A 17,234-nucleotide genomic window follows, 5' to 3' on the forward strand; every position below is an offset into this window, starting at 1 on the left:
TCAGCGGGCGTCCTGGCGGGGTAGCACCACCTCGCGCAGGATCAGCTGCAACGCGGCCACCGTGGGAATCGCGATGAGCGCGCCCACCACGCCCAGCAGCGCCACCCCGAGCAGCGCGGCCAGCAACGCGGCCACCTCGTTCACCGAGACCGCCCGGCGCATGATCTTCGGGTAGATCAGGTAGTTCTCCACCTGCTGGTAGACCACGAAGAAGACCAGGCAGGCGATGCCCACCGGCAGGTCGGTGGCGAGCCCGACGAGCGTCACCACCACCGCGCCCAGCGTCGCGCCGATCTGCGGGATCAGGTCGGTCACCGCGACCACCACGGCCAGGGCGAACGGGTACGGCAGGCCGACCGCCAGCGCGAACACGAACGTGCTGACCCCGGCCAGCACCGCGATGGCGAGCGCGCCCACCATGTACGCGCCGACCCGGGTCAGGATCTCGTCGCCGATCAGCCGGACCCGCTCCCGGCGCGAGCGCGGCACCAGCGCGTACCCGAGTTCGCGCAGCCGGTCGAAGTACGCCAGGAAGTAGATCGTCAGCACCAGCACGGTGAGCAGGCGGAAGAGCGTCCCGAAGATCAGTTGCGCGCCGCCGAGCACACCGCCGAGCGCCCGCCCGACGTTGTCCGCGTTCGCCGCCGCCTGGACCCGCTCCATCACGTCGTAGCGGATCACCAGGTCGTTGACAGTGGGGTTGCGGCGCAGCTCCTCGACGTACCCGGGTAGCTGCTGGATGAACTGGCCGGACTGGGTCACCACCGGCGGCACCAGCGCCAGCAGCCCGGCGACGATCAGCAGCAGCAGGGTGAGTGTCACGACCGCCACCGCCAGCCCGCGCGGCAGGCCCCAGTTGCGCAGCCGGACCACCGCCGGGTGCAGGCCGACCGCGAGGAACAGCGCGATCACCACGAGCACCAGGATGCCGGCCGCGTTCCGCACGCCCAGGAACAGCGCGTACGCCAGCAGCACGCCGAGCGCGCCGGTGAAGCCGATCAGGAAGGCGCTGCGCCGTAGCGGGCGCCCCGGCACGCCGAACCGGCCGCTCGGCTCGAACTCGGCCGGCTCGACGTCGGTCGGCCGCTCGCTGTCCGTGTCCGTGCCGGCTCGCGGGTTGCCGACGGCGGTCGTGGCGTCGCGTGCGGGTTCCGCCTCGCCGGTGGGGTTCACGGCCGCCGCCTCGTCATCAGGGGCGGCGGAGACCTCCTGCGACACCCGTGCCTCCCGGCTTCCGCGCTGCCGGCTCGCCCGCCGGTGCCGTCCACGGCCGACGCGCGGCCCTCTGCCCGCAGGGTAGTCCTCGCCGTCCGCCCCGACCATCCCACCACCGCTTCCGGCCGGGCCGTCCCGCCGGGTGCGGCGGGTGGGTCAGTCCTTGTCGACCGTCACCGTGCTGGGCTTGGCGCTGCGCTCGTCGGTGGTCGGCTTGGTCGGGCGCTTGCCGTTCTCACCGGTGCTGGTGATCTTCGTGGGGGTGGCGCCCCGGCCGCCCTCACCCGGTACGGCGGCAACAGTGGGCTCGCCGTCGACGCCCGCCCCGCCGGGGGAGTCCATCGTGGTCACCGGCTCGCCGACCGGCTTCGCCTTGCCCGCCTCGGCGGGCTCGCCGTCACCAGTGGCCGGCCCGGCGCCGTTGGGGACCGCGGTGGCGGTGCCCTTCGCGACCACCGGCGCACCTCCACCGGCCGGGGTGTCGCCGGCGCTCTCCGCGCCGCTGGTGACCAACGTGCCCTCGGCGGCCGGCGTGCCGTCGTCCGTGGACCGGCCGGTGGAGGCGGCGGCGAGGTCGTCCGGGTCGACCGGGGTGGCCGTGATGCCGGCCGAGTCGGCGTCGCGCCGCAGGTCCGCGAGCTGCCGCTGCAGGTCGTCGGACTCCTGCCGCGACTTCCACGTCTCGGTACGCAGGTCGGCCAGCTCCTGCTGCGCCTTGGCGATCTCCAGCATCACACCGGCGAGCTGCTGCCGGCCGGCGGCCACCTCCTGCTGGGTCGCGGCCAGGTGCTGCTGCGTCGTGGCGAGGTGCTGCTGGGTGGTGGCCGCGTACTCCTCGAACTGGCGGCGCGAGGCCGCGACGTGCTCGTCGGCCTTGCGGCGCTGCGCGGTGGCGTCCGCCTCGGCCCGGCGCAGCAGCTCGGCGGCCTCCAGCTCGGCCTGCTGCCGCATGCTCAGCGCGTCGGCCTCGGCGGCCTGCCGGACGTCGGCGGCGGTGCGCTCGATCTCGTCGCGGCGCGTGGTGTACGCCTGTTCCAGCTCCTCCTGCCGCTTGGCATGCTGCTTGTCCAGCTCGTCGCGGCGCTTGGCGAACTCCTGCTCGGCGGCAGCCCGGCGCTGGGCCAGCTCCTTCTCGGCGCTGTCCCGCCGCTCGGCGACCTCCTTCTCCACCCCGGCCCGCCAGGCGCCCAGCTCCTGCTGGGTCTGGGCGCGGGACTGCTGCACGTACGCCTCGGTCTCGGTGCGCATGCGCTGCACGTACGCCTCGACCTCGGCGCGGTTGCGCTTGCCGGCCTCGGCGGCCTCGGTGGTGAGCCGGTTGGCCTCGGTGCGGGCCCGGCCGCGGGTGGCCTTGGCCGCCTCCTCCGCGTCGTCCACGATCTTCTTGGCCTCGGCGAGCGCCTTGGCGTGCGTGGCCCGGCCGGCCTCGGCGGCGGCGTCGGTGAGCCGCTTGGCCTCCTGCTGGCCCTTGGCGTGCACCTCCTTGGCCGCCTCGCGGAGCTGGTTCGCCTCCTGCTGGGCCTTCGCCAGCGCCTCCTTGGCCGTCTCGCGCAGCCGGGCGGCCTCCTGCTGTGCCCGGGAGTGGATCTCCTTGGCGGTGTCGCGGAGCTGGGTGGCCTCCTGCTGGGCCTTCGCCAGCGCGTCCTGGGCGGTCCGGCGCAGCTTCTCCGCCTCGTCCCGGGCGGCGGCGCGCATCTTCTCCGACTCGTCCTGCGCGCTCTTGCGCAGCGTCGCCGACTCGTCCTTCGCGGCCTTCAGCGTGGCCTCGGCCTCGGCCTTGCGGGCGGCGGTGTGCCGCTCCTCCTCGCTCCGGCGGGCGGCCAGCGCGATCTCGAAGTCCTTCAGCGCCTGGGCGGCCTGCTCCCGGGCCTCCTCGACGATGTGCTCGGCGGCGGCCCGGCGGGCCTCGATCTCCTCGTTGGCGGCGGCGAGGATGTCGTCGGCCTGCTCCTCGGCCATGGTGAGGATCTGCTCGACACGCGGGCCCAGGTGCCGGAACGACGCCCGGTCCACCACCGCCGCCTGCTTGCGCACCTGGGCCAGGTCGCGCTGGAGCACCTCGACCTGACCGGCCAGCTTGTGGATCTGCGTGTACGCCTGTTCCCGCTCGGTCGTCAGCGCCGCGATCTCGTGCTCCGCGCGAGCGACGTAGCGGTCGACCTGCCGTTTCTCGTACCCCCGCAGGGCGGACTCGAAGCTGGGCTCCGTCGTCACGTCCCCGCCGAGCGCGAACAGTTCCTCGCCGTGCGACATGACCCCATCCTCACACGCATCCGGCTCTGCTGGGGCGATACGGACGCCCCTTCTGGGAGCTACTTCACCCTCCCGGCGAAACGGGCCCGCACAGCATGACGGCGCGAGGCGACACCGGTCACCCGGTGTCACCCCGCGCCGTGGCTCATGCCCCCGACAGCGGGTGTAACGGTCAGCCGGCCGACTCGGCCGTCACCTTCTGCCCGGAGGCGTCGGCCTTCGGGGTGTCGCCCTTGCCGCCGGCCGGCACGCCCGGCACGATGCCGGCCAGGCCGGACAGCATCTGCCCGAGCTGCGAGGTGACCGCGTCCTTCTGGCGGGTGAGGTCCTCGACCTCGCGGCGGGCCGCCTGCGTGGTCAGCTCGGCCTCGGTACGGGCCTCGTTGAGCACCCGCTGCGCCTCGGCGCGCGCCTCGTTGAGCGTCTTGTCGGCCAGCGCCTTGGCCTTGTCGACGGTCTCGTTGGCGGTGCGCTCGGACTCGACCCGGCGGGCCTCGGCCCGCTGCTCGATCTCCTTGGCCCGCTCCTGCGCGGCGCGGGCGCGCTGCTCGGCCTCGTTCACCAGCTTCTGGGTCTGCGCGACCTGGGCGGCGTGCCGCTCCGACTCCTCGCGCTCGGCCTTCTCCCGCCGCTCGGCGAGCTGGAGCTCCAGCGCCTGCAGGTCCTTGTCGCGCTTGTCGCGCGCGTCGGTGAGCAGCTTGGTCGCCTCGGCGCGCTTCTCCTCGGCCTCCCGGGCGGCCTTGGCCCGCTGCTGGGTGATCTCCCGCTCGGCGGTGGCGCGCAGCGTGGCGACCTCGCGCTCGACAGTCGACTTCAGCTCGGCCACCTCGTGCGCGGTGACCGTACGCAGCTGCTTGGTCTCGCGGTCGGCGTCGGCGCGCAGCGTGTCGGCCTCGCGGCGGGCCTGCACCCGGACCTCGGCGGCCTCGCGCTCGGCGGCGGTACGGACGCTGCCGGCCTCGCGCTCGGCGGTCGCCTTCATGGCGGCGGCCTCGGCGCGGGCCTTGTCGGTGATCTCACGCGCCTCGAGGCGGGCGGCGGAGAGGATGCCCTCCGACTCGCGCTTGGCCTCGTTGCGGTGGTCGTTGGCCTGCTCCTCGGCCAGCCGCAGGATCTGCTCGACGCGAGTGCCCAGGCCGGACAGGGTCGGCCGGCTGTTCTCCTCGAGCTGCTTGTTGGTCTCGGTGAGCTTCTGCTCGAGCGCGCTCTGGCGCTGCTCGGCCTGCCGCAGCCGGCGCTGAGCGTCGTTCATCCGCTGCTCGGCCTCGGCGCGGGCCTGCTCGGACTGGCTCAGGGCGGCGGTGAGGCGGCCGATGAAGTCGTCCACCTGGTTGGTGTTGTAACCGCGCAGGCCAACGGTGAAATCGGGCTGTGAGTTCGCGTTATCGAAGAACGCAAGAGGGGAGGACTGCTGCTGGGGCATTGGGACATACTGGCAGACGCCCCAGGGTGGTTCGCAAGAGCGGTCGGCACCTTTCGCGTCCTGTTTACATGGTCAACTCGGCCGCCCGGCGGGACCGGACCAATAGGCGATCTTGGCAGCTCCCGGGCGGGTCGGGCGGGTCGGGCTTCTGCGGGGAAGGCGGCGCGAAAAGGGCCGCGGGTTCGACACCCACGGCCCTTTGTGCGTACGCCGGTCGAATGGCGCCCGGGTCGTCCGAAAGGCAATCCGGGACGACCGTACGGTCAGTGACCGCGGAAGCGGTTGATCGCGCTTTCGTGCCGCGCGCGCATCTCGGTGTCCCGGACGCCCAGTCCGTCGGCGGGGGCGAGGCACCGCACGCCGACCTTGCCCTGGTGCGCGTTGCGGTGCACCTCGTACGCGGCCTGGCCGGTCTGCTCCAGCGCGTACGTCTTCGACACGGTCGGGTGCACCTTGCCGAGCGCGACCAGCCGGTTGGCCTGCCACGCCTCGTGGTAGTTGGCGAAGTGGCTGCCGACGATCCGCTTGAGGTGCATCCACAGGTAGCGGTTGTCGTACTGGTGCATGTAGCCGCTGGTGGAGGCGCAGGTGACGATCGTGCCGCCCTTCTTGGCGACGTAGACGCTGGCGCCGAACGTCTCCCGGCCCGGGTGCTCGAAGACGATGTCCGGGTCCTCGCCGCCGGTCAGCTCGCGGATGCGCTCACCGAAGCGGCGCCACTCGTCCTGGTCCTGGGTCTGCTCGTCGGACCAGAACTTGAACCCCTCGGCGGTGCGGTCGATGACCAGCTCGGCGCCCATCTTGCGGCACAGCTCGGCCTTCTCCGGCGAGGAGACCACGCAGACCGGGATCGCGCCGCCGTTGAGCGCCATCTGGGTGGCGTACCCGCCGAGGCCGCCGGACGCGCCCCAGATCAGCACCACGTCGCCCTGCTTCATGTTCGCGCCGTGGTGCGAGACGAGCTGCCGGTACGCGGTGGAGTTGACCAGCCCCGGGCTGGCCGCCTCCTCCCAGCTCAGGTGGCGCGGCTTCGGCATCAGCTGGTTGGCCTTGACGATCGCCAGCTCGGCCAGGCCGCCGAAGTTGGTCTCGAAGCCCCAGATCCGCTGCTGCGGGTCGAGCATCGTGTCGTCGTGACCGGCGGAGTCCTCCAGCTCGACCGACAGGCAGTGCGCGACCACCTCGTCGCCGGCCTTCCACTTGGTCACGCCCGGCCCGGTGCGCAGCACGACGCCGGCGGCGTCCGAGCCGACCACGTGGTACGGCAGGTCGTGGCGGCGGGTCAGCTCGGAGAGCCGGCCGTAGCGCTGGAGGAACTTGAACGTGGGCAGCGGCTCGAAGATGCTCGTCCACACCGTGTTGTAGTTGATCGCGCTGGCCATCACCGCGACGAGCGCCTCACCCGGGCCCAGCTCGGGGGTGGGCACCTCCTGCACGTGCAGCGCCTTGCGCGGGTCCTTGTCGCGGGTGGCCATGCCCTCGAACATGCGGGTGTCCTCGGCGCGCACCACCACGCCCCGGTAGCTCTCCGGCACGGGCAGGCCGGCGAGCCCGGCGAGCTCCCGCTCCGGCTGCGACGAACCCTCCGCCGCCATGATCGCTTCGAGGATGTCCTGCACGGTGACCTCCCGTTTGTCCGCACCCGCACACCGCGGGCAGGGGTGCTGCCATCGTCGGCGCCGGTGCGACGGGACCGCCATGTCGGCAATCGACACATTCGGCACCGGTCGCCGCTGCTGTTCGGGCGGACGTTACTTAACGGTAGCTAAAGCAGGAACCCCTCTGTGAAAAACTGCATCGACCGATGCGTGGAGGTGTACGTGGGAACGTGCAAGCGCGCACTGCCGCGCGCGTTCCCACTTGTTAGGAAGGGCCCCTTCTTAACAGACGTCTGTTAAGAAGGGGCCCTTCCTTGCGCATCAGGCGGGCTGGACCAGCTCGATCAGCACGCCCCCGGCGTCCTTCGGGTGCACGAAGTTGACCCGGGAGTTCGACGTGCCGCGCCGCGGAGCGTCGTAGAGCAGCCGCACGCCACGCTCGCGCAGCGCCGCGCAGGCCACGTCGATGTCCGCCACCGTGTACGCCACCTGCTGGATGCCCGGACCGCGCTTGTCCAGGAACTTGCCGATCGTGGTGTCCGGGGACAGCGGCGCGAGCAGCTGCACCATGCCGCCGGACGCGTCCGGCCCGACCGCCAGCATCGCTTCGCGTACGCCCTGCTCCTCGTTCGTCTCGGTGTGCATGCAGCGCATGCCGAAGGTGCGCTGGTAGAAGTCGATCGCGGCGTCCAGGTCGCCGACGGCGATCCCGACGTGGTCGATGCGGCGCAGCCCGATGTCTGTGACAAACTCGGCAGCGGGCTCGACGGGGGAGTTCTCAGCCATGACGCTAGTCTGACCGAACAATCGTTAAGGCGTACAGGTCGGCACCCCCTCGGAGGCAGGCAATGGCTTCGGTGATCGTCAGCGGCGCGCGGACCCCGATGGGGCGCCTGCTGGGCAACCTCAAGGACCTCCCCGCGACCAGGCTCGGTGGCATCGCGATCAAGGCGGCGCTGGAGCGCGCCGGCGTCGCGCCCGAGCAGGTCCAGTACGTGATCATGGGGCAGGTGCTCCAGGCCGGCGCCGGGCAGATCCCGGCCCGGCAGGCCGCCGTCGAGGCCGGCATCCCGATGTCCACCCCGGCGCTGACCATCAACAAGGTCTGCCTCTCCGGGCTGGACGCGATCGCGCTGGCCGACCAGCTCATCCGGGCCGGCGAGTTCGACGTCGTGGTGGCCGGCGGCATGGAGTCGATGACCAACGCCCCGCACCTGCTGCTCGGCCAGCGCTCGGGCTACAAGTACGGCGACGTGGCGGTCAAGGACCACATGGCGCTGGACGGCCTCACCGACGCCTGGGACTGCTGCTCGATGGGCGAGTCCACCGAGCGGCACGGCGCGAAGCACGGCATCACCCGCGGGGAGCAGGACGCGTTCGCCGCGGCCAGCCACCAGCGCGCCGCCGCCGCGCAGAAGAACGGCCACTTCGCCGACGAGATCACCCCGGTGGTCATCCCGCAGCGCAAGGGCGAGCCGCTGGTGATCAGCGAGGACGAGGGCATCCGGCCGGACACCACCGCCGAGTCGCTCGGGAAGCTGCGCCCCGCCTTCACCAAGGACGGGACCATCACCGCCGGCAGCTCCTCGCCGATCTCCGACGGCGCCGCCGCGGTCGTGGTGATGAGCAAGGCCAAGGCCAAGGAGCTGGGGCTCACCTGGCTGGCCGAGATCGGCGCCCACGGCAACGTGGCCGGCCCGGACAACTCCCTGCACTCGCAGCCGTCCAACGCGATCAACCACGCCCTGAAGAAGGGCGGCCTGAGCATCGACGACCTCGACCTCATCGAGATCAACGAGGCGTTCGCGGCGGTCGGTATCCAGTCCGCCCGTGACCTCGGCGTCGATGCCGACAAGGTGAACGTCAACGGCGGCGCGATTGCGCTCGGCCACCCGATCGGCATGTCCGGCGCCCGGCTCGTGCTCACGCTGGCGATGGAGCTGAAGCGCCGGGGCGGCGGCACCGGCGCGGCGGCGCTCTGCGGCGGTGGCGGGCAGGGCGACGCGCTGATCATCCACGTGCCGACCGGTGACGAGAGCTGATAGCTGATACCTGTGAGTGACGTACAGAACGCCCCGGCGGCGGCCACCGGCCCGGTGCGCCGCAGCCGGGACGTACCCATGCTTGTCGAGCGGGCCCGCGCGGGCGACCCCCGCGCGGTGGCCCGGCTGATCACCCTGGTCGAGTCCGGCGACGAGGTGCTGCCGCAGGTCGCGGCGGCGCTCGCGCCGTACGCCGGGCAGGCCCAGGTCGTCGGCCTGACCGGCTCGCCCGGGGTGGGCAAGTCGACCACCACGAACGAGCTGGTCCGGGCGTTGCGGGCGCGCGGTCACCGGGTCGGCGTGCTGGCGATCGACCCGTCCAGCCCGTTCACCGGCGGCGCCATCCTCGGCGACCGGGTCCGGATGCAGGACCACGCGACCGACCCGGGCGTCTACATCCGCTCGATGTCCAGCCGGGGCCACCTGGGCGGGCTCTCCGCGGCCACGCCGCAGGCGGTGCGGGTGCTGGAGGGCGCGGGCTGCGACGTGGTGCTGGTCGAGACCGTCGGCGTCGGGCAGGCCGAGGTGGAGGTGGCCTCGCTCGCCGACACCACGCTGGTGCTGCTCGCGCCGGGCATGGGTGACGCGATCCAGGCGGTGAAGGCCGGCATCCTGGAGATCGCCGACGTCTTCGTGGTCAACAAGGCCGACCGGGACGGCGCCGACGCCACGGTCCGCGACATCCAGGGCATGATCGCGCTCGGCGAGCGCGGGCCGGGGGAGTGGCGGCCGCAGGTGGTGCGCTCGATCGCCGCCCGCGCCGAGGGCATCGACGACATCGCCGCCGCGATCGACAAGCACCGCGACTGGCTGGAGCGCCACGGCGAGCTGCGCCGCCGCCGGGAGACGCGGGCCGCCGCCGAGATCGAGGCGATCGCGCTGGGCGTCCTGCGCGCGCGGATCGGCTCGCTGCGCGACGGTACGCAGCTCCCGACGCTCGCCGCCAAGGTGGCCGAGGGCGCCATCGACCCGTACGCGGCGGCCGACGAGCTGCTGGCCCAGCTAGGCTCCTGACCCGCCCCCGCCCCCGCCGAGATCTTGGTACGAATCGGCCCCCATAGGGGCCCTTTCGTACCAAGATCTCCACCGCTCCCACCTGGCGGAACGCCGATCTCGCGTGACGGGAGGCGCTCGCCGAACCTCGGGCCCACGCCACCCCCACAACCCCGCGATCTTGCAGTTGCGGCCCCGGGGGCGCCTGCTTCGCGGCTTCTGTCGGGGCCGCAACTCCATGATCGACGGTCGATGTACGCTCCCCCGGACGAGGGAGGGTGGGGCGCGTGGAGCACGACGCTACTCAGGAACTGCCGGTGACACCTGGCGTGGTCGCGGGCGGGAGCACTTCGGTGTCGGACGAGGTGGTCGAGAAGATCGCGGTGGCCGCCGCGAAGTCGGTGCCCGGGGTGGCCGAGCTGGGCGGCGACATCGCCCGCTTCTTCAACGCCGTGCTGGACCGGGTCGGGCTGGACCAGGTCGGGGACGCGCGGCGCGGCTGCTCGGCGCACGTCACCGACGGGTCGGCAGTGGTCAACCTCGTCCTCGTGATCGATGCCGGCCACCCGGTGCCGCAGGTGACGAACGAGGTGCGGGCCGCTGTGGCGTCCGCGATCGAGGCGTACGGACTGCGCGCCGCCGAGATCAACATCCGGGTCGACGACGTGGCGATGGGTACGCCCACCGTCTGACGAGCGCCGCCCGGCTCAGTCGTGTGCCGGGCGGGTCAGCTCCACCTCGTCGCCCGGCAGCAACTCCACGTCGCCCTCCGGGCCGTGGATCTCGAGCACCGGTACGCCCTCGTCCAGCAGCATGTTCCGGCGCTCGGCACCGGTAGGCATCCGCGCGACGACTCTCGCGCCCGCGGCCAGCTCCACCTGCCTGCGCTGCGGCGTCTCCCGGACCCGCGTGCCGAGCGGACGGCTGGTGGTGACGAGCCCTTCCGACCGCAGCAGCGAAATCGCCATCCGGACCGCGTCGCGGCCGATCTGGTGTTCCTGGCTGAGCCGCGACTMGCTGCCGACGCTCGCCCCGGGCGGCAGCGCGCCCGATTCGATCTGCTCCCGGATCAGGTCGGCGAGCTGGACGTAGACCGGCGTGTGCGAGCGCGGATCGATGGTCATGACGTAAGCCTTGTGCCCCGATAGATCTGATCCATCAAGGCTTTATGGCAATGATGGATTGTAGCCATGTTGGATTCTTGCTATGGTCGGAGCGTGTTCGCGCGGTAACCGGCGGACATGACTCCTTCGAGTGCGCTCAATCTCGACTGCCCCGGTGCCGTACCGCGAAGTGACGCTGCGGTGGCGGGGCGGGCGGGTCCGCCCGCGCGCGGCGGGCGGGTGGTCCCGCCCTTCCAGTCCTTCGACCACGAGAGGCAGGCGTTGGTGCGGTGGAACATCCGGTGGCCCGGTCGGCGCGCGCGAGCCGGTCGCGGCACCACCCAGCCGGGCTGCTACCGGGCGGCCAACTACACGCCGTTGCGCCCCTGGCAGGTGCGGGAACGGCGGTTCCGGACGACGCGGCTGGGCCGGCGCGGGCTCGACCCGGCCGAGGTGCACGAGTTCCTCGACCGGGTGGCGCTCGACCTGGCCGACGTCTACCGGGCGCTCGGCGTCAGCCGGGAGGAGACCGCGCGGGTCCGGGACGCGCTGCGGCGCTGGCAGTCCGAGCAGGCGCAGATGCGGATGAACGCGGGAGCGTACCGTCGATGAGTCCCCGCGAGCGGTTCGTCATCCACCTGCCGGTCGTCGCCGGTGACCTGGCCGGCGCCGTACGCCTGGCCCGGGTCGTGGCCCGCTGGTCGGGCGTGCTCGCCCAGGCCGACCCGGGCGAGACCACCGTCTCGGCCGAGGACGAGCAGGGCGTACGCCATCGGGTCTTCTGTGATCTGCGGATGGGCGACGGCCGGCGCTGCCTGCTGCGGGCCGACCACGACGGCCCGTGTGCCCGCCGGCCGCTCCGGTGACCCGCCGCCCGGCCTGCGCACTCGTGGTGACGGGCGGGGGCTGACCGCCGCACGGGTCGATGCACCGTACCGTTGTTCCCAGCGGCGCGAGGCCGCCGTGCGTCGGGAGGTTCGCCATGCCGAAGGGTGTCTCGTTCGCTCCAGTGCGAACCGTGAGGGCGTACGAGGGGATCGTCCGGCAGGTCGAGGAGCGGATCGCCGCCGGGGATCTGCGGCCGGGGGACCGGCTGCCGAGCGAGCGCGAACTGACGACGCAGTTCGACGTCAGTAGGTCCACTGTGCGTGAGGCGCTGCGCGTGCTGGAGAGCAGCGGCCTGATCCGTTCGCGTCCCGGTGACCCGCTCGGGCCGCAGGTGATCGCCTCGACCGCCTCGGCGATGCGCAAGCTGTTCGCCCGGGTCGTGGACAGCCGGCGGCTCGGCGTGGCGGAGTTGCTCCAGTTCCGGATGATCATCGAGTCGGCGGCCGGTTCCGTCGCCGCCCGGATGGCGTCACCGTCCGAGCTGGACGAACTGGAGCAGGCGTTGGCGGGCATGCGGGACGCGGTGGCCGACGGTTACGAGGCGTTCAGCGCGGCCGACGTGCGCTTCCACGAGCACGTCGCCCGGCTGTCCGGGAACGAGTTGCTCGTGCTCTGCCTCGACGCGGTCCGGAGCATGGTGCTGGACCTGATCTCCACCAAGCTCGCCGAGTCGCCGGACCGCGAGGCCCTGATGGAGCGCACCCTGGCCCACCACCGCCGCGTTCTCGACGCGATGCGCGCCGGTGAGGCCGACGAGGTCACCCGGCTGACCCGCGAGGAACTGCACCGCTACTACGCCGAGTACGTGCCGGAGGCGCGCCGCTCGATGGTGGACGTATTGCTCTGAATCCGCCTGATGTGGCCTGACCTCGGATTATGAGAGTCGGCCATCAGCTGAGCAGGCTCTTCCCTTCAACTGGTCTGACCAGTAGCCTCCCCCACATCTCGTCGTGTACCACGGGGGACCACCAGTTGCCCAATGCATCGACCGCCCCGGATTGGGGCGGAGGTCGCACCGCTTCACATGGGAGAAGCTGCATGAAGTCGTCCAGATTCGCCGCGATCGCCGCGGCAGCCCTGGTCTGTCCGGGACTCGTGCTCGTCGGGTCGCCCGCGTCGGCCAACCCCGCCGCCGGCGCCCCGGGCGCCCACAACGCCATCACCGACGTTCCCGGCATCCAGGTCGGCCAGGTCCAGTCCGACACCGCCCCGTACCTGACCGGCACCTCGGTCGTGTACATGCCGCAGATGTCTGTGGCGAGTGTGGACCAGCGTGGCGGCGCCCCCGCCACCAAGGAGACCGACCTGCTCAGCCCGCTCAACTCGAACCCGGGCGTCAACGCGATCCAGCTCGGTGGCAGCAGCATGTACGGGCTGTCCGCCACCAACGGCATCATCCGCTGGCTGGAGGACCGCGGCGAGGGCGTACGCGTCGGCGCCGGCGGTGTGGCCCCGATCGTCCCGGCCGCGGACATCTTCGACCTCGGCCGCGGCGGTGACCCGAAGGCGCGCACCTCCGCCGAGTGGGGCTACCTCGCGGCGCAGGCCACTTCGGACGGTCCGGTCCGTCAGGGCGGCGTCGGCGGCGGCACCGGCGCCCGCGGCGGCGGCCTGCGCGGCGGCGTCGGCACCGCCAGCGTCCACCTCGGCGACGGCATCTACGTCGGCGCGATGGTGATCGTCAACCCGGCCGGCTCCCCGGTCGACCCGGCCGACTGCACCCTGTACGGCGTCAAGTTCGGCATCGGCAACGAGTTCGCCGGCTACAAGGCTCCGAAGAAGCAGGAGTGCAACCCGCCGAGCACCGCCGCGCAGCAGCCGGCGAACACCACGATCGCCGTGGTCGCCACCAACGCGCCGCTGGAGAAGGCCGCCGCCCAGCGGATGTCCGGCAACGCGCACGACGGCATGGCCCGCGCGATCAGCCCGATCCACACCCTGGGCGACGGTGACACCGTCTTCGCCGTCTCCACCGGCAAGGGCGAGGCGCTGCAGATCAACGACCCGGCCGACACCCGTCAGCTGAACGCCATCTTCAACGCCGGCGCCAGCACGCTGGCCCGTGCCATCGCCAAGGCCGTTCTCTCGTCCGAGAGCATCGGCAACACCACCAGCTACTGCGACCGCTACCCCTCGGCCTGCAAGGGCATGAAGCAGCTCAAGCAGTGGCGTACGCAGGGCAACGCCCCGGACGTGACCCCGGAGACCTTCGCCCAGGCCACGCAGGCGCTGGCGCAGACCCCGGTCCCCGCGCCGGCCGGTGCCGACAACGGCAAGCCCAAGCCCAAGCCGAAGGCCGCTCCGGCGAGCAACACCACGCAGCAGGAGTCGCAGAACGGCATGGTCCTCGCCTCCGACAACACCGGCGGTCCCACGCTCTCCACGGGCGTGACCACGGGCCTGCTGGCCGCCGGCATCCTGGGCGTCGGCCTGCTGGGCATGCACCTGCGGGGTCGCCGCCGGGGGCAGGCTTCCGACCAGCTCGCCTGACACGCACGCCGTCTCACCCTCGCGCCGGTAGCTAGGCGCGTGTGAACGATCGAGGCGGGTTCCGTCCACCCCGGACGGGACCCGCCTCGCTGCGTTCGTCACCCCACCCGCCCCGCGCGGTGCGCCCGGCGTGCGCCCGGCGTGCGCCTTGCCGATCTTGGACTTGTGGTGGCTCACGAAAGTCGCCACTCGGGCATCCTGGGCGCCACAACTCCAAGATCGGCGGAGTGGGCCGTCACGGCCCGCGCACCTCGAAGCAGGGCAGATGCTGGGCGCGCCGGACGCAGCCGGCCAGGCGTGGGGAGCGCGCCGCCTCGGCGGGTTGCTGCGCAGCGCTGTCGCCGGACTCCAGGGCCGGGCGTACGCAGTTCAGCCCCGGCTCGGCGACGATCGTCGACGTCCCGCGTCCGGGCAACGCGAACCCGGCTCGGCGATGCTCGTGCCGGTGCCCCGGGCGTTGCCCTAGAGGCCGTCGGCCGGCCCGAGCCGCTGCCGGGCCAGCCGGTGTCGGGGCGACCCGAGGCACGCCTGCACCATCACCTCGACCTCCTCGCGGGTGCAGGCACACGTAGAAGGACCTGGTGGGCGGAGCCCACCAGGTCCTTCTACGTCGTGGTGCTGGCTACTTCTTGGAGACCTTGGTGACGTCGAACGACTGGGTCACCGCGTCCTTCGGGTAGCCCTCGACGCCGTCGCGGATCACCGCCAGGTTCGGCAGCAGGAACAGCCAGTCGCTGGCCGCCTCCTGCGAGATGACCTTCGCGGCCTCGGCGAACTTCTTGTCCCGGGTGGCTGCGTCCAGGGCCGTGTCGGCCTCGTTCATGAGCTGCGTGACGGCCGGGTTCTTGTACCGGTAGTAGTACTCCGGCTGGCCGTAGCGGACCAGGTCACGGGGCTCGACGTGGGCGATGATCGACATGTCGTAGTTGGCCTTGCCGAGCACCTTGTCCAGCCACTGCGGCATCTCGACGTTGTTCTGGGTCACCTTGATGCCGACCTCGGCGAGCTGCGAGGCGACGAACTGCGCGGAGGCGCGGGCGTAGCCGGGCGGCGGGACGTCCATGGTCAGGGTGAGCCCGTTCGCGTGACCGGCGTCGGCGAGCAGCTGCTTGGCCTTGGCGGGGTCGTGCGGGAAGTCACCGGTGCGGTCCTCGTACCACGGGTCGCTCGGCGGCACCATGCTGCCGATCTTCGTGCCGTAGCCGGACCACACGGTCTTGATCAGCGCGTCGTGGTCGATCGCGTGGCGGATCGCCTGGCGCACCCGGACGTCGGCCAGCGGGCCCTTGCTGTTGTTCATCGACAGGACGACCTCACCGGTCGTCTTGCCCTCGATCACCTGGAACTGCTTGTTGCCCTTGAACACCTCGAGCAGCTGCGGCGCCTGGATGTTCGCCACGATGTCGAGCTGGCCGGAGAGCATCGCGTTGTTCAGCGCGTTCGCGTCGGTGATGTAGCGGAAGACGGCGGTGGCGACCTTCGCCTTCTCACCCCAGTAGCCGTCGTTGCGCACCAGGGTGATGCTGTCGCCGCGGTTCCACTTGTCGAACTTGAACGGGCCGGTGCCGTTCGGCTTGGTCCCCAGGTCGGTGGCGTTCTCCTTGAGCACCACGCCGACGCGGCCGGCGACGTCGAACAGCCAGCTCTGGCTCGGCCGCGACAGCGTCACTTCCACCGTGGACGCATCCGGCGCCTCGACGGTCTTCACGACCGTCATCTGGGACTTGAACGGGTTCGTCGAGCCCTCCGCGGTCACCCGCTTGAAGCTCCACACCACGTCCTGCGCGGTGAGCTTCTGGCCGTCGTGGAAGGTCACGCCGTCGCGGAGCTTGAACGTGTACTTGGTGCCGTCGTCGGACATCTTCCATTCGCTGGCCAGCAGCGGCTCCACCTCACCGGTGTCCGCGTTCTGGCGCACCAGGCCCTCGTACACGTTGTAGAGCAGGACCTGCGGGATCGCGGCGCCGGCCTCGGCGGTCAGGTCGAGGCTCACCGGCTCGAGGTAGGCACCGAGGGTGACCGTACCGTTGCCGGAACCGCCACCGCCGGTGGTGGTCTCGGAGTCACCATCGCTACTGCACGCGGTCAGAGCCAGCGCCGTGGCGAGCAGCACGGCGGGCAGCGTTATCTTCAGCCGATTCATTCGTGTGTCCCATCGCGAAGAACGCCAAGGGCGCTCGTAGCCTGTGAGGCGGGACACTAGGAGTGTGGTACCCGATGCAAAAGGGCCAGTTCAGCGGGGTCGGCAGGTACCAATCGGCGTCTGACTACCGGGCCACCCGGAATCCGGTGTTGCCACTTGAGGAGTCAACGGTGGTCCGACTCCGTGCGGCCACGCGGTAACGGTTGCAATAAGAGTCGTGGCAGAGGTACGAACCACCCCTGATGACGCTCTCACCTGGTGAGACGTGTCCTCGGCGGTCGCGCCAGGGTTCGGCCGTGAGTTCCCAAACGTTGCCCGCGACGTCGTACAGGCCGTAGCCGTTCGGCGGAAACGTGGTCACCGGAGAGGTGCCCACGAACCCGTCGTCCGCGGTGTTGACAGCGGGGAAGGCGCCCTGCCAGATGTTGCACAGGTGCCGCCCGCCCGGGGTCAGCTCGTCGCCCCAGGCGTAGCGGGCCTGGGACAGCCCGCCGCGTGCCGCGTACTCCCACTCGGCCTCGGCCGCCAGCCGCGTCCCCGACCACTCGCAGTACGCCTCGGCGTCCCGGTGGGAGACGTGGACGACCGGATGCCGCTCGCGTCCGGACAGGCCCGAGCCGGGCCCGTCCGGGGCCGCCCAGCGCGCCCCCTCGACCGCCAGCCACCAGGGCGCGCCCGGCACCGTGGCGTCGAGCACCCACGAGCGTGCGGACGGGGCGAGCAGCAGGTGGAAGACGAAGGACCAGCCGTACCGTTCCGCGTCGGTGCGGTAGCCGGTGGCCTCGACGAAGCGGGCGAACTGCCGGTTCGTCACCGGTGTCGCGGCGATCTCGAACGGGGCCACGGTGACCGGGCGGACCGGCCCTTCCAGGTCCTCCGGGAAGCCCTCCGGATCGTCGGTGCCCATGAGGAAGGTACCGCCGGGCAGCGCGATCAGGTCGTCCGTACCGGCGGGGCCGGCGCGGACGGCACTGGGGCCGGCCGTCGATCCGGCGGCGGCGGGCGGGCGTTTCGGCGCGCAACACGGCGACGGCGGAGGGCTTCCTCCGCCGTCGTCCGGTTCAGCCGATTCAGTGCTCACATCCG

The 17,234-nt window shown here is 71.8% G+C and carries 16 protein-coding genes; 8 read left to right on the top strand and 8 right to left on the bottom strand.

Features of this window, described 5'->3' with window-relative positions:
- The 5 genes from A8711_RS01310 to mce all read right to left on the bottom strand — a co-directional run bounded on the left by A8711_RS01310 (position 1) and on the right by mce (position 7,275).
- Positions 1-1,218: an AI-2E family transporter gene (locus A8711_RS01310; RefSeq protein ID WP_069087244.1), complete on the bottom strand. Its 1,218-nt coding sequence runs from the start codon at positions 1,216-1,218 to the stop codon at positions 1-3.
- 153 nt (positions 1,219-1,371) lie between these two features.
- A complete protein-coding gene (locus A8711_RS01315) occupies positions 1,372-3,468 on the bottom strand; it encodes a hypothetical protein (RefSeq protein ID WP_069087245.1) in 2,097 nt (698 codons plus the stop codon).
- A gap of 172 nt (positions 3,469-3,640) precedes the next feature.
- Complete coding sequence (locus A8711_RS01320) at positions 3,641-4,891, bottom strand: DivIVA domain-containing protein (protein ID WP_043328731.1); 1,251 nt, start codon at positions 4,889-4,891, stop codon at positions 3,641-3,643.
- Between the two features lie 263 nt (positions 4,892-5,154).
- A complete protein-coding gene (gene ccrA / locus A8711_RS01325) occupies positions 5,155-6,510 on the bottom strand; it encodes a crotonyl-CoA carboxylase/reductase (RefSeq protein ID WP_043328733.1) in 1,356 nt (451 codons plus the stop codon).
- 300 nt (positions 6,511-6,810) lie between these two features.
- Complete coding sequence (gene mce / locus A8711_RS01330) at positions 6,811-7,275, bottom strand: methylmalonyl-CoA epimerase (protein WP_043328735.1); 465 nt, start codon at positions 7,273-7,275, stop codon at positions 6,811-6,813.
- Positions 7,276-7,337: 62 nt separating this feature from the next.
- Between mce and A8711_RS01335 the strand changes: the two genes are divergently transcribed.
- From A8711_RS01335 to A8711_RS01345, 3 genes are all read left to right on the top strand, one after another.
- Positions 7,338-8,531, top strand: coding sequence for an acetyl-CoA C-acetyltransferase (locus tag A8711_RS01335; RefSeq protein ID WP_069087246.1), 1,194 nt, complete (start codon positions 7,338-7,340; stop codon positions 8,529-8,531).
- Positions 8,532-8,609: 78 nt separating this feature from the next.
- A complete protein-coding gene (gene meaB / locus A8711_RS01340) occupies positions 8,610-9,545 on the top strand; it encodes a methylmalonyl Co-A mutase-associated GTPase MeaB (protein ID WP_240925857.1) in 936 nt (311 codons plus the stop codon).
- 266 nt (positions 9,546-9,811) lie between these two features.
- Positions 9,812-10,216, top strand: coding sequence for an Asp23/Gls24 family envelope stress response protein (locus A8711_RS01345; protein ID WP_030503875.1), 405 nt, complete (start codon positions 9,812-9,814; stop codon positions 10,214-10,216).
- Positions 10,217-10,231: 15 nt separating this feature from the next.
- On the opposite strand, the gene A8711_RS01350 is transcribed toward A8711_RS01345, so the two are convergent.
- On the bottom strand, positions 10,232-10,648 hold the full coding sequence (locus A8711_RS01350) for a GntR family transcriptional regulator (RefSeq protein WP_069087247.1): 417 nt from the start codon (positions 10,646-10,648) through the stop codon (positions 10,232-10,234).
- Between the two features lie 264 nt (positions 10,649-10,912).
- Between A8711_RS01350 and A8711_RS01355 the strand changes: the two genes are divergently transcribed.
- The 5 genes from A8711_RS01355 (at position 10,913) to A8711_RS31885 (ending at position 14,471) form a co-directional block, all read left to right on the top strand.
- Positions 10,913-11,239, top strand: a complete 327-nt coding sequence (locus A8711_RS01355; RefSeq protein ID WP_369799366.1) for a DivIVA domain-containing protein — start codon at positions 10,913-10,915, stop codon at positions 11,237-11,239.
- Complete coding sequence (locus A8711_RS01360; RefSeq protein WP_043328742.1) at positions 11,236-11,493, top strand: hypothetical protein; 258 nt, start codon at positions 11,236-11,238, stop codon at positions 11,491-11,493. The genes A8711_RS01355 and A8711_RS01360 overlap by 4 nt, the downstream gene beginning before the upstream one ends.
- Positions 11,494-11,645: 152 nt before the next feature.
- Positions 11,646-12,362, top strand: a complete 717-nt coding sequence (locus A8711_RS01365; protein WP_233607819.1) for a FadR/GntR family transcriptional regulator — start codon at positions 11,646-11,648, stop codon at positions 12,360-12,362.
- 191 nt (positions 12,363-12,553) lie between these two features.
- On the top strand, positions 12,554-14,005 hold the full coding sequence (locus A8711_RS01370; protein WP_069087249.1) for a P1 family peptidase: 1,452 nt from the start codon (positions 12,554-12,556) through the stop codon (positions 14,003-14,005).
- Positions 14,006-14,270: 265 nt separating this feature from the next.
- Positions 14,271-14,471, top strand: a complete 201-nt coding sequence (locus A8711_RS31885; protein ID WP_124778966.1) for a hypothetical protein — start codon at positions 14,271-14,273, stop codon at positions 14,469-14,471.
- A 156-nt stretch (positions 14,472-14,627) separates the two neighbouring features.
- Here the strand turns inward: A8711_RS31885 and A8711_RS01375 are convergent, their stop codons facing one another.
- Complete coding sequence (locus tag A8711_RS01375; RefSeq protein ID WP_064447812.1) at positions 14,628-16,148, bottom strand: ABC transporter substrate-binding protein; 1,521 nt, start codon at positions 16,146-16,148, stop codon at positions 14,628-14,630.
- A gap of 124 nt (positions 16,149-16,272) precedes the next feature.
- Positions 16,273-17,229 (bottom strand): formylglycine-generating enzyme family protein, encoded by a 957-nt coding sequence (locus A8711_RS01380; RefSeq protein ID WP_069087250.1) that lies wholly within the window; start codon positions 17,227-17,229, stop codon positions 16,273-16,275.
- Between the last annotated feature and the right edge of the window lie 5 nt (positions 17,230-17,234).

The sequence above is a fragment of the Micromonospora sp. II genome (assembly GCF_001709195.1).
In the GTDB taxonomy this organism is placed as follows: domain Bacteria; phylum Actinomycetota; class Actinomycetes; order Mycobacteriales; family Micromonosporaceae; genus Micromonospora; species Micromonospora chalcea.

Coding starts and splice junctions, on each gene's coding strand:
- A8711_RS01375 (WP_064447812.1), bottom strand. CDS start 16,148: ATGAATCGGCTGAAGATAACGCTGCCCGCCGTGCTGCTCGCCACGGCG.
- A8711_RS01315 (WP_069087245.1), bottom strand. CDS start 3,468: ATGTCGCACGGCGAGGAACTGTTCGCGCTCGGCGGGGACGTGACGACG.
- A8711_RS01360 (WP_043328742.1), top strand. CDS start 11,236: ATGAGTCCCCGCGAGCGGTTCGTCATCCACCTGCCGGTCGTCGCCGGT.
- A8711_RS31885 (WP_124778966.1), top strand. CDS start 14,271: ATGCTGGGCGCGCCGGACGCAGCCGGCCAGGCGTGGGGAGCGCGCCGC.
- A8711_RS01370 (WP_069087249.1), top strand. CDS start 12,554: ATGAAGTCGTCCAGATTCGCCGCGATCGCCGCGGCAGCCCTGGTCTGT.
- mce (WP_043328735.1), bottom strand. CDS start 7,275: ATGGCTGAGAACTCCCCCGTCGAGCCCGCTGCCGAGTTTGTCACAGAC.
- meaB (WP_240925857.1), top strand. CDS start 8,610: ATGCTTGTCGAGCGGGCCCGCGCGGGCGACCCCCGCGCGGTGGCCCGG.
- A8711_RS01320 (WP_043328731.1), bottom strand. CDS start 4,891: ATGCCCCAGCAGCAGTCCTCCCCTCTTGCGTTCTTCGATAACGCGAAC.
- A8711_RS01335 (WP_069087246.1), top strand. CDS start 7,338: ATGGCTTCGGTGATCGTCAGCGGCGCGCGGACCCCGATGGGGCGCCTG.